Annotated in this window: 22 protein-coding genes; 9 read left to right on the top strand and 13 right to left on the bottom strand. The window is 73.1% G+C overall.

Features of this window, described 5'->3' with window-relative positions; genetic code table 11:
* Positions 1 to 120 precede the first annotated feature (120 nt).
* A complete protein-coding gene (locus ACIA6B_RS18080) occupies positions 121 to 1683 on the bottom strand; it encodes a polysaccharide lyase family 1 protein (RefSeq protein WP_396774593.1) in 1563 nt (520 codons plus the stop codon).
* Between the two features lie 212 nt (positions 1684 to 1895).
* Positions 1896 to 2312, bottom strand: coding sequence for an ArsI/CadI family heavy metal resistance metalloenzyme (locus ACIA6B_RS18075; RefSeq protein ID WP_396774592.1), 417 nt, complete (start codon positions 2310 to 2312; stop codon positions 1896 to 1898).
* Between the two features lie 80 nt (positions 2313 to 2392).
* Between ACIA6B_RS18075 and ACIA6B_RS18070 the strand changes: the two genes are divergently transcribed.
* Genes ACIA6B_RS18070 through ACIA6B_RS18060 form a run of 3 tightly spaced genes read left to right on the top strand, consistent with a single transcriptional unit; the run spans position 2393 to position 3899 of the window.
* On the top strand, positions 2393 to 2755 hold the full coding sequence (locus tag ACIA6B_RS18070) for an ArsR/SmtB family transcription factor (protein WP_396774590.1): 363 nt from the start codon (positions 2393 to 2395) through the stop codon (positions 2753 to 2755).
* Positions 2752 to 3489, top strand: coding sequence for an aquaporin (locus ACIA6B_RS18065; protein ID WP_396774588.1), 738 nt, complete (start codon positions 2752 to 2754; stop codon positions 3487 to 3489). Before ACIA6B_RS18070 ends, ACIA6B_RS18065 begins: the two co-directional genes overlap by 4 nt.
* Positions 3486 to 3899, top strand: a complete 414-nt coding sequence (locus tag ACIA6B_RS18060) for an arsenate reductase ArsC (RefSeq protein ID WP_396774586.1) — start codon at positions 3486 to 3488, stop codon at positions 3897 to 3899. The genes ACIA6B_RS18065 and ACIA6B_RS18060 overlap by 4 nt, the downstream gene beginning before the upstream one ends.
* Before the next feature lie 23 nt (positions 3900 to 3922).
* Here the strand turns inward: ACIA6B_RS18060 and ACIA6B_RS18055 are convergent, their stop codons facing one another.
* Positions 3923 to 4855 carry a DMT family transporter gene (locus ACIA6B_RS18055; RefSeq protein WP_396774584.1) on the bottom strand — a complete coding sequence of 311 codons (933 nt, stop codon included), beginning with the start codon at positions 4853 to 4855 and terminating at the stop codon, positions 3923 to 3925.
* A gap of 28 nt (positions 4856 to 4883) precedes the next feature.
* Between ACIA6B_RS18055 and ACIA6B_RS18050 the strand changes: the two genes are divergently transcribed.
* The 3 genes from ACIA6B_RS18050 (at position 4884) to ACIA6B_RS18040 (ending at position 7744) form a co-directional block, all read left to right on the top strand.
* On the top strand, positions 4884 to 6275 hold the full coding sequence (locus tag ACIA6B_RS18050) for a PLP-dependent aminotransferase family protein (protein ID WP_396774582.1): 1392 nt from the start codon (positions 4884 to 4886) through the stop codon (positions 6273 to 6275).
* 193 nt (positions 6276 to 6468) lie between these two features.
* On the top strand, positions 6469 to 7011 hold the full coding sequence (locus ACIA6B_RS18045) for a LuxR C-terminal-related transcriptional regulator (protein WP_396774580.1): 543 nt from the start codon (positions 6469 to 6471) through the stop codon (positions 7009 to 7011).
* A gap of 121 nt (positions 7012 to 7132) precedes the next feature.
* A complete protein-coding gene (locus ACIA6B_RS18040; RefSeq protein ID WP_396774578.1) occupies positions 7133 to 7744 on the top strand; it encodes a LuxR C-terminal-related transcriptional regulator in 612 nt (203 codons plus the stop codon).
* On the opposite strand, the gene ACIA6B_RS18035 is transcribed toward ACIA6B_RS18040, so the two are convergent.
* The 5 genes from ACIA6B_RS18035 to lanKC all read right to left on the bottom strand — a co-directional run bounded on the left by ACIA6B_RS18035 (position 7640) and on the right by lanKC (position 14096).
* The gene (locus tag ACIA6B_RS18035) at positions 7640 to 9451 is read right to left on the bottom strand and encodes an ATP-binding cassette domain-containing protein (RefSeq protein ID WP_396774576.1); all 1812 of its coding nucleotides are present in this window, start codon (positions 9449 to 9451) and stop codon (positions 7640 to 7642) included. The two genes, ACIA6B_RS18040 and ACIA6B_RS18035, sit on opposite strands and share 105 nt — an antisense overlap.
* A complete protein-coding gene (locus ACIA6B_RS18030) occupies positions 9448 to 11115 on the bottom strand; it encodes an ABC transporter ATP-binding protein (protein WP_396774574.1) in 1668 nt (555 codons plus the stop codon). The genes ACIA6B_RS18035 and ACIA6B_RS18030 overlap by 4 nt, the downstream gene beginning before the upstream one ends.
* Positions 11116 to 11179: 64 nt before the next feature.
* A complete protein-coding gene (locus tag ACIA6B_RS18025; RefSeq protein WP_107155631.1) occupies positions 11180 to 11299 on the bottom strand; it encodes a SapB/AmfS family lanthipeptide in 120 nt (39 codons plus the stop codon).
* Positions 11300 to 11345: 46 nt separating this feature from the next.
* On the bottom strand, positions 11346 to 11471 hold the full coding sequence (locus tag ACIA6B_RS18020) for a SapB/AmfS family lanthipeptide (protein ID WP_233219502.1): 126 nt from the start codon (positions 11469 to 11471) through the stop codon (positions 11346 to 11348).
* 63 nt (positions 11472 to 11534) lie between these two features.
* A complete protein-coding gene (gene lanKC / locus ACIA6B_RS18015) occupies positions 11535 to 14096 on the bottom strand; it encodes a class III lanthionine synthetase LanKC (protein WP_396774571.1) in 2562 nt (853 codons plus the stop codon).
* Positions 14097 to 14330: 234 nt separating this feature from the next.
* Between lanKC and ACIA6B_RS18010 the strand changes: the two genes are divergently transcribed.
* Both ACIA6B_RS18010 and ACIA6B_RS18005 read left to right on the top strand, forming a co-directional pair.
* Entirely contained in the window at positions 14331 to 15323 is a 993-nt protein-coding gene (locus ACIA6B_RS18010) for an RNA polymerase subunit sigma-70 (protein ID WP_396774569.1), read from the top strand.
* The gene (locus ACIA6B_RS18005; RefSeq protein WP_396774567.1) at positions 15320 to 15757 is read left to right on the top strand and encodes a DUF6069 family protein; all 438 of its coding nucleotides are present in this window, start codon (positions 15320 to 15322) and stop codon (positions 15755 to 15757) included. Before ACIA6B_RS18010 ends, ACIA6B_RS18005 begins: the two co-directional genes overlap by 4 nt.
* 64 nt (positions 15758 to 15821) lie before the next feature.
* Here the strand turns inward: ACIA6B_RS18005 and ACIA6B_RS18000 are convergent, their stop codons facing one another.
* The 3 genes from ACIA6B_RS18000 to ACIA6B_RS17990 form a co-directional block, all read right to left on the bottom strand.
* Complete coding sequence (locus tag ACIA6B_RS18000; protein ID WP_396774565.1) at positions 15822 to 16973, bottom strand: helix-turn-helix domain-containing protein; 1152 nt, start codon at positions 16971 to 16973, stop codon at positions 15822 to 15824.
* The gene (locus tag ACIA6B_RS17995; RefSeq protein ID WP_396774563.1) at positions 16963 to 17127 is read right to left on the bottom strand and encodes a hypothetical protein; all 165 of its coding nucleotides are present in this window, start codon (positions 17125 to 17127) and stop codon (positions 16963 to 16965) included. Before ACIA6B_RS17995 ends, ACIA6B_RS18000 begins: the two co-directional genes overlap by 11 nt.
* A 135-nt stretch (positions 17128 to 17262) precedes the next feature.
* Entirely contained in the window at positions 17263 to 18411 is a 1149-nt protein-coding gene (locus tag ACIA6B_RS17990) for a helix-turn-helix domain-containing protein (RefSeq protein WP_396774614.1), read from the bottom strand.
* A gap of 593 nt (positions 18412 to 19004) precedes the next feature.
* Here ACIA6B_RS17990 and ACIA6B_RS17985 point away from each other — a divergent pair.
* Positions 19005 to 19547: a hypothetical protein gene (locus tag ACIA6B_RS17985; RefSeq protein WP_396774561.1), complete on the top strand. Its 543-nt coding sequence runs from the start codon at positions 19005 to 19007 to the stop codon at positions 19545 to 19547.
* A gap of 33 nt (positions 19548 to 19580) precedes the next feature.
* On the opposite strand, the gene ACIA6B_RS17980 is transcribed toward ACIA6B_RS17985, so the two are convergent.
* Complete coding sequence (locus ACIA6B_RS17980; protein ID WP_396774559.1) at positions 19581 to 20018, bottom strand: VOC family protein; 438 nt, start codon at positions 20016 to 20018, stop codon at positions 19581 to 19583.
* A 75-nt stretch (positions 20019 to 20093) separates the two neighbouring features.
* Positions 20094 to 24380, bottom strand: coding sequence for a discoidin domain-containing protein (locus ACIA6B_RS17975; protein WP_396774557.1), 4287 nt, complete (start codon positions 24378 to 24380; stop codon positions 20094 to 20096).
* Between the last annotated feature and the right edge of the window lies 1 nt (position 24381).

The following is a 24381-nucleotide window of genomic DNA, read 5'->3' as shown; positions in this document are numbered from 1 at the left end:
AACCCTCCACCCTCGCTCGCCCCCCCCCGCGCCACTACCCCTCCCCGCGCGCGCCTCCCCGCGGGGGGGGGGGGGGGGGGGCCCCCCCCCCCCCCCCCCCCCCCCCCCCCCACGCCGGTTTCAGCTCGCGTACGTCTCGAACTCGCCGACCCTCGGCGTACCGTTCGAGCTGGTGATCCTGAAGTTGATCTTCTGGAGCGACGTGGCGGCGAAGCTGATCGCGCCCGCCCCGCTCCCCGAGGCGAGGACCGCGCCGGTGTCGTTGTTGACGAGCTGCCAGGAGCCGATCGAGCCCTGGGTGCCGGAGGGTTCCCGAATGATCACCCGGGACACCCGGGTGGCGGAGCCCCACTTGATCGAGATGGTGCCGGTCGAACCGGACGGCGACCACCAGGTGCCGAGGTTGGCGTCGCGCACGTTGCCGTAGCTGGTGCCGTCGGCCTTGCTGGAACCGTCCGCGCCGGCGCCGGAGGCGAGGCTCAGGTTGGTCCCGCCGGTCGGCGGCGGAGTGGTGGTCGGCGGCGGCGTGGTCGGGGCGGGCGTGGTCGGCGTCGGCGTGGTGGGCGGCGGGGACTGCGGCGTGCAGTTGCCGTCCGACGTCCGCAGGCCGGTGTTGGCGCCCGCGGTCAGCCGGACGATGTCCGGCACGCAGCTCGCCCCGTCGAGACGGTACGGGTAGGGGATGGCGACCGTGGTGGTGGACGTCGGGTTCGGCCCGGCCGGGTAGTTCTCGTCGCCCGGGGCCGACCAGGTCACGTTGTCGAAGATGTTGCCGCCGACCTGCCAGGTGCCGCGCTCGTTGGTGTAGAACGTGCCGAGCACGTCCTTGGAGTTGCGGAAGTAGTTGTTCTCCACCTTGGCCCGGGCGCCGGCGCGGGAGTTGATGCCGGACTCGTGCAGCCCCGAGTAGTGGTTGTTGTACATGTGCGCGACACCGCCGCGCAGCAGCGGCGTGCGGGAGTCGATGTTCTCGTAGAGGTTGTGGTCGAACGTGATGAAGCTGTTCGACCGGTCGGTCTCGCTGGAGCCGATGAGCCCGCCACGGCCGGAGTTGCGCAGGATGCTGTAGGACAGCGTCACGTACTGGGTGTCGTCCTTCATGTCGAAGAGGCCGTCGAAGCCCTCCGCCTCCCCGCCGGACGCCTCCAGCGTGACGTGGTCGACCCAGATGTTGCGGACCGTGCTCTCCATGCCGATGGCGTCGCCGCCGTTGGAGGTGGGCGAGCCCGACTTCTTGACGTTCCGCACCGTGACGTTCTGGATGATGATGTTGCGGGAGTCGCGGATGTGGATGCCGAGCTGGTCGAAGACCGCGCCGCCGCCCACCCCGATGATGGTGACGTTGCTGATCTGCTTCAGCTCGATCACGCCGGCCGCGGTGTTGCAGCTCGAACCCGAGACCTTGGTGGTGTTGCCGTGGTTGATGGTCCCGGAGACCTCGATGATGATCGGGGTGCTGCTGCTGGCCCGGTTGCAGAGCGCGGCGTGGATCGCGGTCCCGGTGGTGGCCCGCACCGTCTGCCCGCCCGCGCCGCCGGTGGTCCCGCCGTTCTGGGTCGCGAAGCCGGTGGCGGTCCCGGCCGCCGCCGACGCCTGCGGGCTCGGCATGGCCACGGCGACCGCGATTCCCACCGCCGCCGTGGCCAACATCGCCTGAATTCGCCGTGTGACTGGTCGTTCCATGGACGCCTCGATTCGTTTTCGCGCATGCCGGATCGACCGGCTGCCGCCGAACAGGAAAAGGTGAGTTGCGGCGACACGATCGACCGCGTCACCAGCGATTTCCATCCATTCGCGGCGCCCGGCCCGCGAATGAAACATCGATGTGACGCAATCGTAAGAAAGCGCTTTCGCTGAGGGCAAGAGCTGGCGTTTGCAGGTTTTTTGCACCGCTCCTAGGCGGCGGGGGCGCAGCAGGCGTTCTCGGCGGGCTTCTCCAGCCGCGGCGAGTCGGCCTTGACGGTGTAGACCTCCCAGCGCTCGCCGCCGGGGCCGCGCACCCACACCTTGTCCTGCAACGCGTAGCAGCACTCGGTGTCGTTCTCGGCCAGCGTGACGAGGCCGGAGTCGGTCAGACGACGGGTGGCGGCGTCGACCTCGTCGGTGCCGGGCACCTCGACGCCCAGGTGGTCCAGAGCGGTGGGCCGCTCGGCCTCCCCCTCGATGAGGACGAGCTTCAGGGGCGGGTTCTCGATGGCGAAGTTGGCGTAACCGGGGCGACGCTTGGCCGGCTCGACGCCGAACAGCTTGGCGTAGAACGCGACAGAGCCTTCGAGGTCGGACACGCGCAGGGCGAGCTGGACTCGGGACATGGCGACTTTCTCCTTGTCTAGATGACTGTCGAAGCAGCTTCCAGGTTGCCGGCTGTTTCGAGATCTGTCAAGCTAGACCCATGTCAAAACAAGCGGCCCGGGACGCGGTCGCCTGCTGCGCCCCGATCGCGGCCCGTCCGCTGGGGCCCGACCAGGCCGCGGTGATCGCGCCCCTGTTCAAGGCACTGGGTGACCCGATCCGGCTGCGGCTGATGTCGATGATCGCCTCGGTGCCGGAGGTCTGCGTCTGCGACCTCACCCCGGCCTTCGACCTGTCCGGACCGACCATCTCGCACCACCTCAAGGTCCTTCGCGAGGCCGGCCTGGTCGACGCCGACCGGCGCGGGACCTGGGTCTGGTACCGCGTCCGGCCCGAGGCGCTCCGGCAGCTCGGCGCGCTGTTGGAGATCACGGCCGCCGCCGGCGACGGGCACCCGGCGTGAGCCTTCCCCTGTCCCGGCGGGCATCGGCGGAGTTCACCGGCACCGCGCTGCTGGTCACCGCCGTCATCGGCTCGGGCATCGCCGCCACCCGGCTCTCCCCCACCGACACCGGGCTGCAACTGCTGGAGAACGCGATCGCCACCGCCCTCGCCCTGGGCGCGCTCATCCTGACGTTCGGCCCGGTCTCCGGCGCGCACCTCAACCCGGTCGTCTCCGCCGTCGACTGGTGGCTCGGCCGCCGCGCCGGCACCGGCCTGACCGGGCGCGACCTCGCCGCGTACGCGATCGCCCAGACCGCCGGCGCGACAGCCGGCGCCGTCCTCGCCCACCTGATGTTCGACCTGCCGGCGGTGGCCTGGTCCCGCACCGACCGGGGCGGCGGACACCTGTGGCTGGCCGAGGTGGTCGCCACCGCCGGCCTGGTCCTGCTGATCTTCGCGCTGGCCCGCTCCGGTCGCACCGCCGCCGCGCCGGCCGCGGTCGGGGCCTACATCGGCGCGGCCTACTGGTTCACGTCGTCGACCTCGTTCGCCAACCCGGCCGTCACGGTCGGCCGGGCGTTCTCGGACACGTTCGCCGGCATCGCCCCGGCCTCGGTGCCCGGCTTCCTGGTCGCCCAGGTCGTCGGCGGCCTGGTCGCCGTCGCCGCGCTCGCCCTCTGGTATCCCCACGCCGGCGACGCCGCCGACGCCGTGGTCGTGCCCCACCTCACCCCGGAGACCGAAGCCCGATGAGTCGCAAACCCACCGTCCTCTTCGTCTGCGTCCACAACGCCGGCCGCTCCCAGATGGCCGCCGGCTGGCTGCGCCACCTCGCCGGAGACGCCGTCGAGGTGCGCTCCGCCGGCAGCGAACCCGCCGACCGGATCAACCCGGTCGCCGTCGAGGCCATGCGCGAGGTCGGCATCGACATCACCGACCGGACGCCGGCCCGGCTCACCTGGGACACCGCCGAGGCCAGCGACGTCATCATCACCATGGGGTGCGGCGACGCCTGCCCGGTGTTCCCCGGCAAGCGCTACGAGGACTGGCAGCTCACCGATCCGGCCGGCCGGTCGCTGGACGTCGTCCGTCAGGTCCGCGACGAGATCCGGCAGCGGGTGGCACACCTCATCAGCACGCTCGACACTCCGGCGCAGAGCTGATCATCACGAGGACGGCGCGAGCACTACCGCTGGACGGCCTGTTCGGGGTGGGGCGGGGTGTGGTCGCGGGGGCGGGCAGCGCCCCGGGTGCGTTGGATGAGCACCACACAGGCCAGCACCGCCCCGGCCACGACGACGGTGGCCGGGGTGATTGCCTCGCCGAGCAGCAGCGCCGACCAGACCAGCGTGAGCACCGGCTGGACGAGCTGGATCTGCCCGACCTTGGCGATGCCGCCCCGGGCCAGCCCGGCGTACCAGGCGAAGAAGCCGAGGAACATCGAGACCAGCGTGAGGTAGCCGAACGCGGTCCAGCCGGCAGTGCCGGCCCGCGGGTGGTGGGCGGCGGCGGCCACCGCCGTGACCGGGATCGTGACCGGCAGCGAGAGCAGCAACGCCCAGCAGATCGTCCGCGCGCCACCGAGCTGACGGGCCAGCACGCCGCCCTCGGCGTACCCGAGGCCACACAGCACCACGGCGGCGAGCAGGAACAGGTCCGCCAGGGAGAGCGTGCCGCGCATCGCACCGCCGGTGGCGAGGAATGCGAGCACCAGCGCCAGCCCGGCGGCGCTGGCGAGCCAGAACAGCGGTGGCGGTCGTTCGCCGGCCCGAAGCACCGCGAAGACCGCCGTCATGGCGGGCAGCACGGTGACGACGACCGCGCCGTGCGCGGAGGTCTGCGTGGTGAGCGCGAGCGACGTGAACAGCGGGAAGCCGACGACCACGCCGAGCGCGACGACAGCCAGTCGCCGCCACTGGCCCGGGGTGGGGCGCGGGGCCCGGGTCAGCGGGAGGTACGCCGCCGCGAGCAGCGCCGCGCCGACGGCCCGGCCGAACGCGACGAACCACGGGTCGAGCGTGTGCACGGCGACGCGGGTGGCCGGGAGCGACATGCTGAACGCCAGCACACCCAGCGCGCCGAGCGCGACACCGGCGCCCGGCCGGGCCGTTACCGCCATGGGTGCAGTAGCGCTACTCTGTTCCGTCATGGATGATAGTAGCGCTACCGACCGCATCGTCCACCACCTGCGTACGCTGGTGCGGGCCGCCGCACCCGGGACGCGGCTGCCGTCGGTGCGGGAGCTGACCGCCCGCCACCACGCCTCCCCGGTGACGGTCGCCGAGGCCACCCGGCGGCTCGTCGCGGAGGGGCTGGTCGAGACGCGGTCGGGTCGGGGCGCGTTCGTGGCGGCCCGGCGCGTCGACCCGCCCCGCCCGGACCTGTCCTGGCAGACCGTCGCGCTGGGCTCCCGGCGCTCCGGCGGCGAGGAGATGCAGGCGCTCCTGGCGTTGCCGCCGGCCGGGGCCATCCCGCTGACCGGCGGCTACCTGGACGCGGAACTCCAGCCGGCCGCCGCGCTCGGCGCGGCGCTCGCCCGCGCGGCCCGCCAGCCGGCGGCGTGGCAGCGCGGCCCGGTGGAGGGGCGAGCCGACCTGCGGGCCTGGTTCGCCCGCGAGACCGGTGGCGGCCTGCGCGCCGAGGACGTGGTGATCTGCCCGGGCGGGCAGGCCGCGCTCGCGTCCACCCTGCGGGCGCTCACCGTGCCCGGCGACACGGTGCTCGTCGAGTCCCCCACCTACCTGGGCGCGCTGGCCACCGCGCACGCCGCCGGGCTGCGGGTGGTGCCGGTGCCCGCCGACGCCGACGGGGTCCGCCCCGACCAGCTCGCCGCCGCGTTCGCCCGCACCGGCGCCCGGTTGTTCTACTGCCAGCCGTTGCACGCCAACCCGAACGGCGCGACGCTCAGCACCGCCCGGCGGGTCGAGGTGGCGACCGCGATCCGGGAGGCCGGCGCGTTCCTGGTCGAGGACGACTACGCCCGGGACCTGACCATCGACGGCGAAGCGCCGCCACCGTTGGCCGCCGACGACCCGGACGGGCACGTGGTCTACCTGCGCTCGCTGACCAAGCCGGCCGCGCCCGGCCTGCGGATCGCCGCGCTGGGCGCGCGCGGGCCGGCCGGGGAACGCCTGCGCGCCGCCCGGCTGCTCGACGACTTCTTCGTGGCCGGGCCGCTGCAACAGGCCGCGTTGGAGTTCCTCGCCGCGCCGGCCTGGGACCGGCACCGCCGTACGCTGCGCACGCAGCTGCGGGCCCGCCGGGACGCGCTGCTCGCGGCGCTGGACCGCCACCTGCCGGCGCTGACCCCGCCCGACGTCCCCCGCGGCGGCCTGCACCTGTGGGTCCGGCTGCCGGACGGCGCCGACGACGTCGCGGTGACCGCACGGGCCGCCGCCGAGGGGGTCACCGTGTTTCCCGGGCGACCCTGGTACGCCGCCGAACCGCCCGCGCCGTACCTGCGCCTCACCTACGCCGCCGCCCGACCGGAGATGATGGACGAGGCGGTCCGCCGGCTGGCCGTCGCACTCGGACGCTGAGGGCCCGGCCCGCCCGGCCCGGCGGCAACCACATGGCGGGATCGCGCCGGAAACGCACGGCACAGGGGGTGACCGGTTACGGTGCGTCGGGCACAGTAGTCCCGTGAACGATACTCGTAGCGAACCGGTAACCGGTCCGACACCAGCGATCCGGGTCGCCGTGCTCGGCGCACCCAGCCTGTGTCGGACACTCGTGGCCAGGGTGGTCGCGGCGGCGGCCGACTTCGAGGTGGTGGCCGAGGGCGGCACGGACGCCGGTGGCCTGTGCCGCCGCGCTGACCTGGCGTTGCTCGACCTCAACCCGGAGGACGAGCCGGCGACGGTGGTCGCGGCGCTGCGCGCCGCCGCGCCGGACTGCGCGGTCGTGGTGCTGACGAACCGGCCGAGCGCCCGGGTGCTGCGACTGGTGCTGAACCTGTGCGTGCGGGGAGTGGTCGCCAAGGACGTGCCGCCGGACGAGATGCTCGCCCAGTTGCGGACCGTCGCCCAGGGGCGCCGCGCGATCGACCCGCTGACCGCCGTCGCCGCGTTGGACACCGTGGTCAACCCGCTGAGCGAGCGGGAGCGGGAGGTGGCTGCCACCGCCGCGAAGGGTCTGCCCAGTCGGGAGATCGCCGCGGTGCTGCACCTCGCGCCCGGGACGGTCCGCAACCATCTGTCCAGCCTGCTGCGCAAGACCGGCGGCCGGAACCGCTGGGAGGCGGTGCAACGCGCCCAGGAGGCCGGCTGGATCTGACAACTGACAACAGGCCGACACCGGGTGTCGTCGGCACAGCGACATAAATAAGATTCCTGACGGCTGGTTATCAGTTGTTCACGAGAGGTCAGGAAGACGGGGGTCATGGCAGGGAGTCGACATGGTCCGCACGCTGCTCGCGCTCAAGGGACGGCTGGTCCGGGGCGCGCTCGCCCATCTGCTGACCGCCCAGGGCGACATCGACGTGGTCGCTGAGGCGGACACTCCCCACGCCGTCCGGGCCGCGCTGCTCGGCAAACGCCCCGACGTCACGGTGGTCGACGTCGACGTGGTGCCGGTGAACCAGCTCGCCCGGCTCGCCGCCGCGGCCGACGGCAGCCACGGCGGCCGGCTGCTGGTGCTGGTGGACCAGCGGCGGGCCGGGCGACTGCGCACGATGCTCGCCGAGCATCGCGGGTTGATCGGGTTCCTCAACCACGACGTGCCACCCGACCGGATCGCCGAGGGGGTCCGGCAGATCGCCGACGGTCAGGTCGTGCTCGACCCGGACCTGGTCGTCGCCGCGCTCGAGGTGGCCGACAATCCGTTGACCCCGCGGGAGCGGGAGGTGCTGGACGTGGTCGCCGAGGGCCTGCCGGTCCGCGAGATCGCCCAGAAGCTGGGCGTCTCACCGGGCACGGTCCGCAACCACCTCTCCCACATCATGGCCAAGACGGGCGCCCGGACCCGCTGGGAAGCGGTGCGGACCGCTCGGGAGTCCTGCTGGATCTGACCGGTCGCCGCCCTCCCAGTAACCCACCATCTCCCGGTACGCCGCCGAACCGGCCAGCAGCCCGTGGTGGCTGTCCAGGTGGGCCTGACCGCCGTCGAGCAACAGCACGCGCCGGGCCCGCACCGCCGAGCTGATCCGGTGCGCGATCACCACGAGGGTGCCGGGCCGGGCGGCGAACGCCAGCTCCAGGCGTGCCTCGGTGGCCGGGTCCAGGTGGCAAGTCGCCTCGTCGAGGATGAGCAACGGCGCCGGCGACAGCCAGGCCCGCAGCAGCGCCACCTGCTGGCGCTCACCGGCGGACAGCCCGGCCGGCCGCAGCGTCGCGTCGAGGCCACCGAGCCGGGCCACCAGCTCGGCCAGGCCCAGCCGGTCCGCCGCCCGGCGGATCGTCGCGTCGTCCAGGTCGGGCCGCAGGTAGCGGACGTTGTCCCGGACCGTGCCGGTGAACACGTACGCCTCCTGCGGGATCAGCACCCGGCGGGCGGCCAGCTCGGCCGGCGTCGCCGCGCCGGTCGGCGTGCCCGCGACCCGGACCGTGCCCGAGTCGGGGCGCAGCACGCCGGCCATCAGCCCCGCCAGGGTGGACTTGCCGATCCCGGACGCGCCGACGATCGCCAGGTGGTCCCCGGCCGGCACGGTCAGGTCGAAGCCGTCGAGCACCGGCGCGGCGTGCGGCCCGTACCGGAACGTCACCGCCCGCAGCGACAGCGCGGGCGCGGCCGGATCGGGCGGCGGCGCCGCCGTCGCCCCGCCGCTCTCCTCCGGAGGTACGCAGGTGCGCAGCAGCCGGTCGAGGGTGACCACGAAGCGCAGGCCGCCGGCCGCCACCCCCTGGAACAGCGTGTGCAGCGCCGGCTGGATGCCGTGCACGACGTAGACCAGCGCGCCGAGCAGCGCGCCCGCCCCGAGGCCGCGCCCGAGCAGCCACGGCGCGGCCAGCAGCAGCACCGGCACCGGCAGCCACCCGCCGACGGCCAGACTCAGGCTGCGCGCGGCGGCCATGGTCGCCAGCCGCCGCTCCACCCGCGCCTGCGCGTCGACGTGACCACCGAGCCAGCTGACGACCCGATCCCCGGTGCCGCTGACCAGGACGTCACGATGGCCGCTCACGGCGACCACCGCGTCCCGGCCGAGCCGCTCACCGGCCCGGACGTAGTCGCGCTGCCGGGCCACCATCGCCGGCAACGCCGCGACGAAGAGCAGCAGGCCGGCGAGGACCGGCACGGTCACCAGCAGCGCGACCGGGACCGCCAGGGAACAGAGGCCGACCACGGCCGCGCCGGCGGCGAACACGAAGCCCCGGACCACCATCAACAGGCCGGCCCAGGTGTCCCGGACCATCTCCACCTGGTGGGTCAGCCGGGTCACCGCCGCGTCGTCGACCCGCCCGTCGCTCGCGCCGGCCAGCGTGCCCGCGACGACCCGCCGCAGCAGGTCGTCGCGGAACGGCTCCACCACGTCGCCCAGCAGCCCGTACGCCTGCCGGGTGCCGAGCGCGCCGACCAGCACCGCGAGCGCCAGCAGGCCCAGCCAGAGCAGCCCGACACCGGGCCGGCCGGCCAGGAAGCCACCGTCCACCGCCCGGGCGGTCAGCAGGCCGCTCAACGCCGCCGGCAGCGCCTCGGCCAACGACCAACCGGCCAGCCGCAGCAGCGGACGGCGTCGCGTGGACAGCTCCGCGCGGACCACCGCGCCGACGGTGGTCACGACCGGAACACCGCCCGGTACGCCGGGTCGTCCCACAACTCCCGGTGCGGGGCGACCGCGCGGACCCGGCCACCGTCCACCCAGGCCACCAGGTCGGCGCAGGCCGCGGTGCCGACCCGGTGGCTCACCACCACCCGGGTACGCCTGTCGTCGCGGCCGGTGAGCGTGTCCACCACCCGGTGCTCGGTCACCGTGTCCAGGCTGGACGTGGCGTCGTCGAGGATCAGCAGCCGTTCGGCGCGCAGCGCGCGAGCCAACCCGAGGCGCTGCCGCTCGCCGCCGGAGAGGGCGAGCCCGGCCAGCGGGGTGCGGTACCGCTCGGGCAGCCGCTGCACCACGTCGTCCACCTCGGCGGCGCGGGCCAGCGGCACCGGGTCGCCGCCGCAGCCGACCGCCGCGCCGACCGTGTCACCGACCAGCACCGGCCGCTCGAAACCGTAGCCGACCGCCCGGCCCAGCGCCGTCGGTGTCAGCTCCGGCAGCGGCACGCCGTCCAGGCGTACCTCGCCGGCGTCCGGGTCCCGCAGCCGGCCCGCGACGGCCGCGAGCAGCGACTTGCCGGCGCCGGACGGCCCGACGACGGCGAGGAGCGTGCCGCCGGGCACCCGCAGGTCGACCCGGTCGAGCAGCGGGCGCCCGGCGTCGTCGCGGACCTCCACGCCGCTCAGCTCCAGCCGGCCCGACCCGGGCGGCAGGTCCCGGTCGCCGGGCCGGCGGGGCGGCTCGTCGAGGATCTCGGCGGCCCGGCCGCAGCCGGCGCGGACCCGTACGGCGGTGTTGACGGCGGCGATCGCGGCACCCAGCCCGGCGCCGATCGTGGCGTACTGGAGGGCGGCCAGCAGTTCCCCGGGCGTCAGCCGACCGGCGGACAGGGACCAACCGCCGACGGCGACGACCGCCAGTTGCAGCAGCGGGTTCAGCAGGGCGCCCCGGGCCGCCGCGCCGGCGAGCACCCGCCAGGTACGCAGGCCGTGGCGGCGCAGCTCGGGCAGCGGCGCGAGCACCCGCTCGACCTCGTGCCCGGCGGTGCCGGCGGCGGTGATCGTCCGCGCTCCGGCGAGCGCCTCGACGAGTCGTCCGGCCAGGTCGCCCTGGGCCCGCTGGTAGCCGGCGACCGCGCCGGACGCCTCGCTGACGAACCGCCGCAGCAGCACGGCCAGGAGCACCAGCCCGACCACGAACGTGAGGCCGAGCCAGGGATCGAGCAGGGTGAGCGCGACCAGGCTGCCCAGCGGTGGCAGCAGCACGCTGCCGGCCAGCACGGCCGTCGGGGCGGCCTGCCCGGCGTCGGCGACCTGCCCCACCAGCCGGCCGACCAGGTCACCCACCGGCCGGCGGCCCACGGTGCGCGGATCGAGCGCGAACAGGTGACGGATCAGGGCGTGCCGCAGCGCGGCGACCGAACGGGCGCCGGCCGCGCCGGTGCCGTAGTCGTGGGCCGCCCGCGTGCCGATCAGCACCAGCACCAGGGCGACGACCACCGCGAGCCACCGACCGGACGACGACTGCGGCGCGGTGCCGACGGCGGCGTCCACCGCCCGGCCCAGCACGGCGGGAAGCGCGAGCTGGGCCGCCGCCTCCGTCACGGCGAGCACCGCCAGCACCGGCGTCCACCAGCCGGCGAACGCCACGGCGCGCAACGCGAGCCGGTCGGCGGGGGTCATCGGGCCTCCCACGGGCGCGGGCCCCGGACCGGCGCGAGCCGGCCCGGGGCCAAGCGACTGATCGTCAGTTGCAGGTGGTGACGCTCAGCGAGCTGTCGCCGCAGAGCAGCAGGCTGGCGCCGCTACCGCCGCCGGTGCGCTCGGTGGCCGGGAGTTCCATCGCCTGGAGGTCGAGCAGAGCCATGTCGCGTCCTCTTTCTCTCGTCTGACGTGGTGGATGGTGGGGTGGGTCAGTTGCAGGTGGTGACGCTCAGCGAGCTGTCGCCGCAGAGCAGCAGGCTGGCGCGGCTGCCACCGCCGGTACGCTCGGCGGCCGGCAGCTCCATCCCCTGGAGGTCGAGCAGGGCCATGTCCATTCACCTCCTTCCGGTCACGTCGGTACGGGTCGCCCCGGGGAAACCGGGGGGTCGGTGAGCCGTTCAGTCCATGCCCGCGACGCGCGTCGCGTCCGGCAGCGGGGTCAGGAACGGCAGGTGGAGCGGGTTGTCCGGCCGGGTCGCGGCGAGCGCGGCGAGCACCCCGGCGGTGCCGGTGGCCAGGTCCATGGAGAGGCGCAGGAGCTGGTCGCCCGGGAAGGCAGGGCGATCCCGGTACGGCAGGGCGTGCCAGCCGAGCAGTCGGGCCTGCTGCCGGGCCGCGTCCCGGTCGCCACGCTCGGCGAGGTACGCGACGATCCCCCCGCGGCCGGCGAAGAGGCCGGACTGGGCGTAGAACGGGGAGTCGGCGGCACGGCGGATCGCTGTCGCCTCGTCGCGCAGCGCGTCGTCGGGCCGGTGGCGCAGGTACTGGTCGAGCACCAGCCCGATGCCGACGCTCCCCTCGGCCAGGTAGGGCATGGTCCGCCAGCCCTCGTTGACCTCCAGGTGCCCGGCGTCGCGGCGGACGCAGCGACGCAGGTCCTGACGCAGCGCGGTACGCGCGTGGTCGAGCAGGTCGGCGTCGCCGGACCGCTCGTACATCCGCATCAGCATCAGCGCCACGCCGGCGCCGCCCCGGGCCAACCCGGCGTACGGATGTTGCCCGCCGCTGATCTCGGCGACCGATTCGACGTCGCCGAGCCGGCCGACCACCACGTCGACGGCCCGCCGGGCGGCGTCGGCGTACCGGTGCTCGCCGGTGAGCGCGGCGAAGTGGGCCAGGTTCAACGCGATCCCAGGTAGTCCCCCGGTCAGGTCGTCGCGCACCTCGGTCCAGGGCTGGTCGAGGCAGAGGTCGAGCAGGCGCAGCGCCTCGTCCCGGTGGCCGAGCAGCTCCAGCACGTACGCGATGCCGTGCAGCCCGTCCCAGAACCCGAGACGGCTGCCGGAGGCCGGTTCGCGTACCCGGTCGATCAGCCACCGCTCGTGTGCGGGGTCGGTGCCGGCGCCGCTGACGTGCAGCGCCCAGAGCACCCCGGCCGCGCCGTACGCGAGGTTGAGGCCGCCGTCGCCGCCGGCGAACTGGCGGATGTCGCCGGGGAAGAGCCGGTCGTCGCGCTCCGGTGTGGCGCTCGCGGCGATCGCCTCGGCGAGCCGGTCGCGCAGGCCCGGCCAGTCGTCCGGGTCGATCGTGACCGCGCGTCGCAGGTCCGCCGGTCGGCCGCCCCCGATCACCTCGACCGACTCGTCCAGCAGCTCGCGCGGCACCGGGAAGTTCTCCGCGACCACGTCGGCCAGGTGCGCCGCCTTGGCCGGAGCCAACCGCAGCATCGCGGTCAGCGGCAGGAACAGGGCCAGGCGCAGGCAGGCCAGCGCGTACCTGTCGACGTCGACGCCGGTGCGGTCGCGCGGCGCGGCGAACGCCTGGTTGCGCAGCGCGGGGCGGGTCGCTTCGGCGACGTCGGCGGCGACCTCGAAGTCGATGAGCGTCACCGCGCCGTCGTCGCCCACCATGATGTTGAACATGTGCAGGTCGCCGTAGACGATGCCGTGCGCGTGGATGGCGGCGACGGCCTCGGCGACCTGACGGTGCACGTCCAGGGCCCACCGGGTGTAGTCGGCCCGGTCGGCGTCGGCCTCGGTCTCGGCGTTGACCAGCGGATACCGCTGCACCACCACCTGGTTGAGCGGGCGGCCCTCGACGAACGCCAGGGCCAGGAACTCGTGCCCGCCGAACTCGAACTCGTCGTGCACCCGCACCAGGTGCGGCACGTCGGCCAGCCGGCGCAACGTCTGCGCCTCGCGGCGCAGCCGGGTGACCGCGTCGGCGCCGGTGGCGTCCAACCCGGCGTGCGGCCGGGCCTCCTTGAGCACCACCCGCTGGTCGGTCCGCGTGTCGCGGGCCTCGTACAGGCCGCCGCCGTTGGAGAAGTGGATCACCTTCTCGATCCGGTACGGCAGATCCGTCGTCGTCGCCGCGTTGCGGGCGGCCAGGTGCGGGGCGAGGAAGTCGGGCAGCGTCACCCACTCCGGCACATGGAACACCGGGTCCCGCCGGTCGGGCACCAGGACGCCGTCCGCGTCCTCGATCGCCGGCACCGTCTGCCCGTCGCTGGAGACGCAGTAGCGGGCGGCGAAACCGCCGTAGCGCAGGTACACCGGGCCGTCGCCGTAGCGCAGGTCGCTGAGGATGTACGGCCCGGTCTCGCCGTCGAGCAGGTCGGCGAGTTCCTTGGCGGTCAGCTCCAGCTCGGCGTCGTCACGCGGGTAGACGGTGACGAACTTCCCGCTGGCGCCGCGCCGGGCGTACTTGCTGTTGCGCATGAGCAGCAGCCGCGGGCCGCGCAGGTGCTTGAACGCGATGCCACGGGGCCGGCAGTAGTCCGCCACCCGGGCCAGCACGCGCTCCGCGTTGTCGAGCCGCGCCGACACGTGGATCTTCCAGCCCTGCGCGGGGAGGGTCCCACCGACCGGGCCGTGGATCAGCCAGTCGTCCTTGACCTCGCACTCCCAGCCGTCCGGCACCGGGCCGGTCGGGTAGGCGTCCGCGTCGGCCGTGGTGCCGGCCAGCGAGTCGTAGAAGAGCGGATCGACCGCGCAGTACGAGTCGTACCGTTCGTCCATTTCGGTTGCCTCCACCGGCTGATCGGTTGACGTCAATCCTGCGGATGGCGGAGGCGCGGGCCCAGTGCGACAAGTCACGACCGACCGATGAGTTTCACCCTCCGAAGTCGTGACAACAGCGGAGTTTGAACTCACGAATACCGCGTGACCAGTCCCGGAGCAGCCGGTGATGAGTTCTCGGGCCCGCGACCGTCATACCTCCGACGGGACACGACGGGGCGGAAGGATGACGGGATGACTACCCAAGCGCGGCCGGCGGAGCTGGCCGAGGTCGACGAGTCGGCGTTCACGGGGCTGGCCGAGCGGCACCGGCGGGAGCTGCACGTGCACTGCTACCGGATGCTCGGCTCGTTCGAGGACGCCGAGGACACGGTGCAGGAGACGTTCCTGCGGGCGTGGCGACGGCGGGAGACCTTCCAGGGTCGGTCCACGTTCCGGGCCTGGCTCTACCGCATCGCCACGAACGCCTGCCTGGACCTGCTCGCCCGGCGCCGCCCCGAACCGGCGACCGGCGGGGAGGTGCGGTGGCTCCAGCCGTACCCGGACCGGCTGCTCGACGAGCTGCCGGCGGCCGGCGCGGACGAGCCGGAGACGCTCGCCGTGGCGCGGGAGACGATCGAGCTGGCGTACGTGGTGGCGGTGCAGCACCTCGCGCCGCGCCCGCGGGCCGTGCTGATCCTTCGCGACGTGCTCGGCTGGCCGGCCCGGGACGTCGCGGAACTGCTCGGCGACTCCGTCAACTCGGTCAACAGCGCGTTGCAACGGGCCCGCGCCGGAATGCGCGAACACCTGCCCGCCGAGCGCCAGGACTGGACCGGCGGCGGCGACGACGCGACCCGCGAGCTGGTCCGCCGGTTCACCGACGCCAGCGTGGCCACTGACATCGCCGGGCTCACCGCGCTGCTGCGCGACGACGTCCGGTGCGCGATGCCGCCCACGCCGGGCCTGCACGTGGGCCGTGACGCGGTGGTGGAGGACTGGATCGACGACGGCTTCGCGGGCATGACCGGCCTGCGCGGCATACCGACGACAGTGAACCGCCAGCCGGCCGTCGCCTTCTACCACTGGCGGGAGCGCGAGGGCGCGTACCTTCCGTTGACGCTCGACGTCCTGCGCGTCACCGGCGGGGCGATCACCGAGATCGTCACCTTCCACGCCGACCGGTTCGCCCGGCTCGGGCTGCCGGAGCGGCTGCACGCATCCTCACCCCAGGAGGGCATGGCATGACCAGCACGACCGACCTTGCCGGCCCGGCATCGGGCCCTACCGGCCGGTTCCGCCGGCTCACCGGCACCGGCCTGCTCGCCACGCTCGTCGCGGCGGTGGTCACCACGACCGCCGCCGCGCTCGCCCGCGCCGCCGGCGTCGACTTCGCGATCCCCGACGGCGGTGAGACGATCCCGCTGGTCGGGTTCGCCGTGGTGACCGGCTTCTTCTCGCTCGTGGGCGTCGTCCTCGCCGCCGCCCTGCTGCGGTGGAGCGTCCACCCCGCCCGGCGGTTCCGCTGGACGGCGGTGACGCTGACCGCGATCTCGCTCGTCCCGCCGTTCCTGGTCGGCGCCGCCCCCACCACCGTGCTGACCCTGCTCGTCCTGCACCTGGTCCCCGCCGCCGTGATGATCCCGACCCTGACCCGTTCCCTGCCCTCCCACCCGGACTGACTCGTTCCGCCGCACATCTCGTCGATCGTGGACTTGTGGTGCCACGGTATGCCGGTTTCGCTCCTTATCGGAGGTGCCACAACTCCACGATCGGCGCTTCGGTCGAGAGCTGGGTGGCCAGGGCGCGCGCCGCGGGGCGGTGGCGGACCTCGGCCGGCGCGAGGTGCTCCGCCCGGACCAGGGCCTTCGCCGCGCGCTCGGCGTCACCCACCATGAGGTACGCCCGCGCGGCGTCCACCAGATGCGCGGCGCGATGCTCCAGCGGCAGCCACCGCCACCCCTGCCCCGCGATCGCCGCCTCGTGCCGGGCCACCGCCTCCGCACCGTCGCCCCGTTCCACGGCGGCGACCACCCGCGCCACGTCCACCGCAGCCGGCCCGAACGCGGTCCGACAATGGTCGTGCCCGTCACCCACCCGAGCGGCCATCTCCGCCGCCTCGTCCAACAGCTCACCGGCGGCACGCCCGTCGCCGGCCCGCGCCGCCGTCAACGCCGCCTGCGCCAGCAGCGTCCCGCACAGCGACAGCTCCTGCGGCGTACCCGAATCGCTGTCGCGCGGCGCGACCCGGTACGCGGCGGCCAACAGCACCGAGCGGGCCCGAGCCGACGCCCGCAGCACCGGCCCGAGCTGCACCGCCGCGCAGGCCGACAGGACCCGGTCCCCCGCCGCTGCCGCCATCGCCCGGTCGGCGGCCAGCCACGCGAGACTGGCCTCGTCCACCTTGGTCAGCAGCGCCGCCGCCACCCGGTACGCGTCCACCACCACCGCCCGCCCCGCCGGCGGATTCCGCGCCTGCCCGCGCTGGACGTCGGTCAGCAACGCCGGGAGCTGCTCCATGAGCTGCGGATAGCGGGCGTGCCGGTAGGTGTCCCAGGCGTGCGCCACGGTCTGACCCAGCCGGTCCGGCGACGCGTCCCGACCGGACGTCATCCCGTACGTGGACAGGGCCGCCCGGATGCGCGCCACGCCCTCGCCGCGCTCGGCCACCTCGGCCGGCCGGGCGTCCTGGCCGAGCAACGTCGCCGCGTCGACCCGCAGCACCGCCGCGACCTCGCGGATCGTGGACAGCCGTTCCAGCGAACGTACGCCGCGCTCCACCTTGTCGACCCAGCTCTTCGACTTGCCCAGCCGGTCGGCGAACGTCTGCTGGGACAGCTTGCGGCGCACCCGCAGGTAGGCGACGCGGCGACCGATCGGCACCCGGTCACCGGTCACGACGCCACCGCCGGTCCGGCACCGCCCGGGTGGTGTCGTCGACGGGTGTTCGATCCGCCTCGGCCTGCGCGATGATCCGCTGTCGCGCCGCCTCCTGCTCGGCGGCCTCCGCCTGCGCGCCTTGGTGGTCTTCCTGGTCACGGCGGTTTCCCATCGGTGATCCCTTCGACGAGGGCACGGCGATGGGCTCGCCACCGTCGCGCTGGAAGGAGACGCGATCGGATCACCGCGTCCCGGTGATCGGGACACTACGGAGTGTGTGCGGATCGACTGGAACGCCTACGCACCACTACTGCGTCGTGAGGCTCATTCGTTCACAGAGGCCCCGTAGCTCCGGTGATGCCGCTCCCCCGCGCAGCAACGACCGCGCCGTCTCGCGGGCCGCGACCGACGAGCGAGCGTGCTGCGGGCCGACGCGCTCGGCTGCGAGCAGCATCCGCACCGCCTCACGATCCCGGCCGACCGCCTCGGCAGCACGTCCCATGTCGAGCCAGAAGTACACCTGCCTTACCGCCGGCAGGCCGGTCAGGTCCACTCCGGCAGCCGTCGCCATGGCCGCCTCCGGGCGGCCCGTGTCGAGCAGGAACGCCATTCGCCACAGCGCCACGTTCCGTGGCCCCCAGGCGAGGTCCCAACTGTCCGTCTCCCCGGTGTGCGCGGCGATCAGCCCCGCCTCGACAAGATGGTCCTGCGCGCCGGCGAAGTCACGTAGGCCGGCGAGATGCAGTGCCCGCGCGAGGTGCAGGAAGCCCAGCACATCCAACGCCCCCTGCGCCGCACTGCCCGCGAGGTCGGCCGCCGCCGCGTCGCACCACTCCCGCGCCGGTCGGTACGCCCCCGAGTAGGCGGACACCCGCGCTCGGTTGGCCGCCGCCACGCCGACCGCGACCGGGTCGTCGAGCAGCCCGGCCGCCTCGGCACAGCGCTCCGCCGCCAGCCAGGCGTGGGCGGGATAGCTCACGTTGAGCAGTGCGCCCATCGCGACGCCGTACACCGGGACCATCTCCGTCAACGCGGCTCGGCGATCGACCAGACCGTGCATGGCCGGCACCAGATCGACGAGCCGCCGCAGCGCGCCAGCGTAGTCGCACCGCCCGTACAGGTCGCGCACAAGGGCTGCCTCACGGCGCACCTGCTCGGCCACGGCCGTGGTGTCGGAGCGTACGCCCATGGGGTTGTCCATCATGGCCCGCCACAGGCGCTCGGCGTCGATGCGAGCGGCGTCGAGCTGCCGATCCGCCGGGGTGTACGCCTGCCCGGTCAGGTCGACCGCCGAACATTCGAGCGCGGCGGCCAGGTCCACGATCATGTATCGATCGGTGCGCTGCTGACCCCGCTCGATGCGGGACCAGGAGGTGTGCGAGATGCCGGCGCGGCTGGCCGCGTGACGGATGCTCCACCCGCGCAGCTCGCGGCGGGCACGAATGCGGTCACCGATCGACGGATCGGCGGGGATCGGACGACGAGGCATCAGCGGCGCTCCCATACGACAAGCGTCCATGCCAACTTGGTGGCCGGCTGCCAATGGTGGACGGTACACCGAATGCGCCGACATGGGTCACATCCACGCAGTGGTGTGGAGCCGCGGGTCTGCGCCCGTGGCTGGTGCCGATGTCGTCGCGGGGTGAAGCTGACGCCTTCGTCGAGGCGACGGCGGTCGCGATCAGGTTTTCGGAGCGTCGTGGAGGAAGGTTACGGCGTGGAACAGCAGGTCACTTAATCCGAATTATCCCGCCAGCCGCGACAATCATCGTTCTCCGCCGCACGCCGATGCAACCAACACTATGAGACCAAAAAGAACTCGGCCGAATGGCTTGTTCTGGCCGACTGAAAAACGGTCAAAATTCTATAGCTGGCTTTGGACCAGCAAATATATGCACCGATCACCGGCGAGCCGGGTAGGGCGGCATTTTCGCTATGGCCGTACCGATCAGTATCTATTGCCTTTTCGAAAATAGCGGCGATAGCCTACGTCTCCGATCACGCGCCACGGGGTTGATTTTTCTCGGGCGTCCACCGACAGGAGATGACGTGCTCAAACGCTTTGCAACCGTCGGAATCGGCCTGCTGGCCTGCCTCACGGCCACCGGCGCGGTGGCAATGCCGGCGCACGCCTCGGAACCCGACTGTTCTCTCAACTGCGACGGCGGGGGCGGGGATGGCGGCGGCGGTGGGACCGGCGACCCGGGCACGCCGCCGCCGTCGACGCCGGCGTACAACCTCCAGGGCGTCATCCAGTTGGAGAGCGTCGGCCACGAGGGTGCCTGGCCGTTCCGCGTCGGCGGCATCAAGGTCCGTGGCTACTCGCGGCTCGCCACCTGGAGCAACGACCGGGTGGACGCCAACTACATCAACGTCCGGTGCTCGGCCACCGTGCTCGCCTACTCCACCAACGACTACGACTCGGAGAACAACGGCGCGCTCGTCGATGTGACCTTCTGGTCGCCGACCGTCCCGGTCAGTGGCGTCCCGGCGCAGTCCCGGACGGTCACGGTGAACTGCACCCACCACGCCGAGAAGAACGGCGTCACCTACGACACCACCAGCACCGCCCAGTTCGTCATTTCCGAGTGATCCTGCGGGGTGGCCCGGTTGGGCCGGGCCACCCTAGAGGACATCGAACTCGTTGCCCTCCGGGTCGGCCATGGTCACGTGGTCGGGCACGCCGAGCGCATCGTCCGCCCGGAGCACGGTCCCGCCCGCCGCCACGAGCTTGTCGACCACTGCCTGGACCCGCGGCCAGCGCACCTCGGCCGGCTCCTGCCGACCACCGCCGACCTGGATGTCGAAGTGCATGCGGTTCTTGACCGTCTTCGGCTCCGGCACCTTCAGGAACGACACAGCGGGCCGGATGCCGTCCGGGTCCTCGATGAAGGCGCCGTCGTCCCACTCGTCCTCGGGCACCTGGTGATGGCGCTGCCACTGCTCCCAGGTGGCGAACCCCCTGGGCGGTGCCGCCGGGACGTAGCCCAGTGCCAGGCACCAGAACGCGGCCAGTTCGCGCGGGCGGGCGCAGTCGACGGTCAGCGACCACTGCTCGGACATCGCCCCAGGATAGCCAGCGATGCGAGACGGGGCCCCTTCTCTACCGGAAGCGTAAAGAAGGGGCCCCGCCTTACCTCAGTTGCGGGTGATGGTGAACGTGCTCGTGGTGTTCTTGATGTCCTGGTAGTTGTCGGTCAGGCGGAGGTTGGTGAAGGTGGCCGAGCCGACCGCCGGGCCCTGTCCCGCCTCGGGCATCTCGTTGACCCAGATGCCGAAGCCGGACTTCGCGTCGAACGCGTCACCGCTGCGCCGCGCCCCCGAGATGGAGACGTTGGTGAGCACCGTGTCGGTGATCGGGTTCTCCGGCTGACCGCCGGTGTACTTCGTCTGGAACATGATCCCGGAGTACGTCGGGTCCACGATGTCCACGTCGCTGACCCGGATGCCCCGGAACTCCTTGGACGCGGAGAACAACCACATCGCCGGGAACGTCTGCGCGCCCCAGAAGTGGCCGCCGGAGCGGATCAGCGAGATGTTCTCGAACCGGGTGGGCGGGCTCGCGCCGAACCCGACGAACGGGTAGCCGAAGTCCAGCGAGCTGATGGTGACGCCCGAGTACGTCAACTGGTCGGCGATGTAGAGGTTGCGGAAGATGTTGTCGTAGCCGCCGTACACGGCGAGGCCGGCGGCCCGCCAGGTCAGCGTGGCGGTCAGGTTCTCGAACACGTTGCCGTGGTTGCCGCCGGAGCCGCCCTGGTCGGTGGCGGAGAACAACGCGAACGCGTCGTCGCCGTTGGACCGGCCCTCCGTGTTGGTGACAAGCGCGTTGGTGCTGCCGTTTGTCATGTTGACCCCGTCGGCGAACGTGTTGCGGAACCGGCTGTCCCGGATGGTCAGCCCGTCCACGCTCACCCCCCAGTACGCGCAGACGGTGTGCTCCACCCAGACGCTGTCCAACGTCAGGTTGTCGACGTCCTTCAGCTCGCCCCACACCTTGCCGGGTCCGTCGATCCGGTTGGTGTAGTTGCCGAAGAACGCCAGGTGGGCGAAGGTCGACCCGCTTGCCGAGGACTCGACCCGGAACCCGGCGTCGGTGTTCTGCTGGTTCGTCGGCGTCTGGAAGCGGGTGTACCACATGCCCGCGCCGACGACCTTCACCGCCTTGCCGTACACCTGGAGCTTCTGCGCCGTCTCGTAGGTGCCGGCGGGCAGGTAGACGCCGACAAGCGTGCCGGTGGTGTCCATCCGCACCGCGTCCAGCGCGTTCTGCACGTCCTGGTGGCTGAAGCCGGTGGGCACCTTGTACCGGGTCGGGTCCGGGTTGGCGCGCGGTGACACCAGCTCGGTGTTGACGAAGTCGATCGCGTACGTGGTGCTGTTCGCCGGATCCTTCTGGAGCCGGATCCGGCTGCCCGCCGGGACGGTGGAGTTCAGCAGCACGTTCGCCTCGTCGTAGAGGTGCCGGGGCGCGCCCGCGCTGGGCGAGTCGCTGGGGCCGGCCTCCGCGCCGTAGAGCCAGATGTGCTTCGAGGTGAGGCTGATCGGCTTGTGCAGCACCCCGTTGACGTAGACGTTGAGCGTCGAATCGATCCCGCCGCCACCCGGCGCGTCCGGGATGGAGAAGCGGGTGACGAGCGCGTTCGCGGCCGACTTGGTGGTCCACTCGACGTACGCGCCGGTGGTGTTGAGCGTGACCGCGCGCCGGCCGGACGCCTCGCCGGCCAGGTCGCCGATGGTCCGGTTCGGGCCGATCACCTGCGCGCCGCCGCCGACCGAGCCGTCCTCGGCCTCGTACATGTCGTACGCCAGGTTCGCGCCCCGGCCGACGAACAACGCCCGGTCACTGGTGTTGTTCTGCCGCTTCACCGGCAACTCGTTGGCGTCGTCGGCGAGCACCACCCGGACCGTGTAGCGGCCGTTGGCGGCCGTCCAGGTGCCGAGCGACACCGGGCCGGCGGTGGCCCCGGCGGCGATCGTGCCGGAGTACGAGCCGGTCAGCGTGCGGACCACGGAACCGGAGTCGTTGAGCACGGTGAGCGTGATGCCGTGCGCGCCGCTCGCCGACGCGATCGTGCCCTGGTTGCGCAACGTCACCGCGAAGCTGACCGTGGCGCCGGCGGCCGGCGTGCCGGGCGACCAGGTCACCGCGGAGGCCACCAGGTCGGAGCTGGCCACCGGGCTGACCGTCAACGCGGTCGGGTTGGTGTAGGAGTTGTTCGCCTCGTTCTGCTCGATCACCGTGTTCGACTCGTCGACCTTGGCGGTGAGCTGGTAGCTGCCGGCGTCGCGCACGCCGATGCTCGCCGAGACGGTGGTGGACGCGCCGGCCGCGAGCGCGCCGACGGCGGCGGTGCCGACCTTCGTCGTACCCAGGTAGAGGTTGACGTTCGTGGCGGCGGACGCCGCGGTGCCGGCGTTGCGCACGGTGGCGGACAGCGTGATCGCGTCGGTCTCGACCGGCGCGGTGGGCGAGGCGGTCAGGGCGGTGACGGTGAGGTCCGGGTTGGCCGCCGGCACGCCGATGACCTGGAGCTCCGCGACCTGGCCGTTGGACGAGCCGGAGTTCGCGGTGAACTGCAACCGGACGTCCGCGGCGGTCGCCGAGACCGGGACGGTCACCGTGTTGCTGGTGTTCGGGTTGAAGGAGTACGTCGCGGAGCCGACCAGGCTGGTGAACCCGGACGCGGACTGCTCCCGCCCGAGCACCTGGAACGTCTGGGTGCGCGCGCCCCACGCCGGGTCCGGGTTGAGCTTCACCACCACCGCGCTGATGCTGGCGTTCGCGCCCAGCGCCACGGTCAGCGTGCTCGGGTACGCGCCCGGCGCGCCCTCCCAGTAGGTGGTGACGTCGTTGTCGACCGCGTTGGCGGCGTTGAACACGTGCACCACGGAGGAGGCGGTGGCCGGCTTGCCGACGGCCAGGTTGGTGCCGCCGGTGGTGCTGCCGGTGCGGGTGACCGTGTTGCTGTTGGCGGACACGTTGCCGGCGGCGTCGCGGGCCCGCACCTGGTAGGAGACGGTGGCGCTGTCCGGCTGGCTGTCGGTGTACGTCAGCGTGGAGCCGCCGACGGTGGTGCGCAGCGTGCCGTTGGCCCACACCTCGTAGCCGGTGACGCCGACGTTGTCGGTGGACGCGGTCCAGGTCAGCCGGATCTGCCCGCTCGCCGGCTGGGTGTAGGCGAGGTTGCCGGGCGCGGTCGGCGCGGTGGTGTCCCCGGTGTTGCCGGTGCGGGTCACCGTGTTGCTGTTGGCGGACACGTTGCCGGCGGCGTCGCGGGCCCGCACGTAGTACGACACGGTGCTGCCGGCGGGCTGGGTGTCGGTGTAGGTGAGCGTGGTGCCGCCGACGCTGGTGCGCAGCACGCCGTTGGCGTAGATGTCGTAGCCGGTGACGCCGACGTTGTCGGTGGACGCGGTCCAGGTCAGCCGGACCTGGTCGGTGGCCGGCTCGGTGAACGCCAGGCTGCCGGGCGCGCTGGGCGCCTGGGTGTCTCCGGTCGCCGCGCCGTAGATCTCCAGCTCGGAGAGCTGCCCGGCGGGCCAGGCGCTGTTCGCGGTGAACAGCAGCCGCAGGTAGCGGGTGGACGCGGTGGGCACGGTGACGGTGACCGTGTTGCCGCCGGCCGGGTCGAACGCGTACGACGCGGACGCGACGAGCGTGCCGAACGTGGAGCCGTTGGTGCTGCCCTGCACGGTCAGCGTCTGGGTGCGCGCGCCCCAGCCGGTGGGCAGCCGCAGCACCAGCCGGTTGACGCTGGTGGTGGCGCCCAGGTCGGCCTGGATCCACTGCGGGAACGCGTTGTTCGGGCTCTCCCAGTAGGTGCCCGCGTTGCCGTCGTTGGCGTTGCCGGCCCCGTACACGTCGGAGTGGCCGCTCTCGGCCATCGTCTTGCCGAGCGCCAGGTTGGTCGAGGAACTGGCGGTGCCGTAGACCTCCAGCTCGGCGAGCTGGGCGGCGGCCCAGCCGGTGTTCGCGGTGATGACGACGCGCAGGTAGCGGGCGTTGGTGGCGCTGAAGCCCAGCGACACCGCGTTGCCGGCGGCCGGGCTGAACGAGCGGGCGGCGGACGCGACGACCGTGGTGAAGCCGCTGCCGTCGGCGCTGGCCTGCACGGACAGCGTCTGGTTGCGGGCCTCCCAGGCGGCGGGGAGCTTGAGCACCACCTGGTCGACGGCGCGGCTGGTGCCGAGGTCGACCTGGGCCCACTGGGGCAGCGCGCCGCTGCTCTCCCAGTAGCTGCCCTGGTTGCCGTCGGTGAGGTTGGCGGCCACGAACGAGCCGTTGACGCTGCTGGCGCTGGCGGGTCGGCCGGCGGCGAGGTTCGGGCCGCCGGCGGCCAGGGCCGGTGGGGCCGGCGCCGCGGTGACGGCCAGGCCGACCGCGGCGAGCACCGCGACCACTCTGGTACGGAGTCTGGACATG

Origin of the sequence: Micromonospora sp. NPDC051141, assembly GCF_044455765.1 — a bacterium.
Lineage (GTDB): Bacteria > Actinomycetota > Actinomycetes > Mycobacteriales > Micromonosporaceae > Micromonospora.
This window is presented reverse-complemented; position numbering and strand designations above follow the sequence as displayed.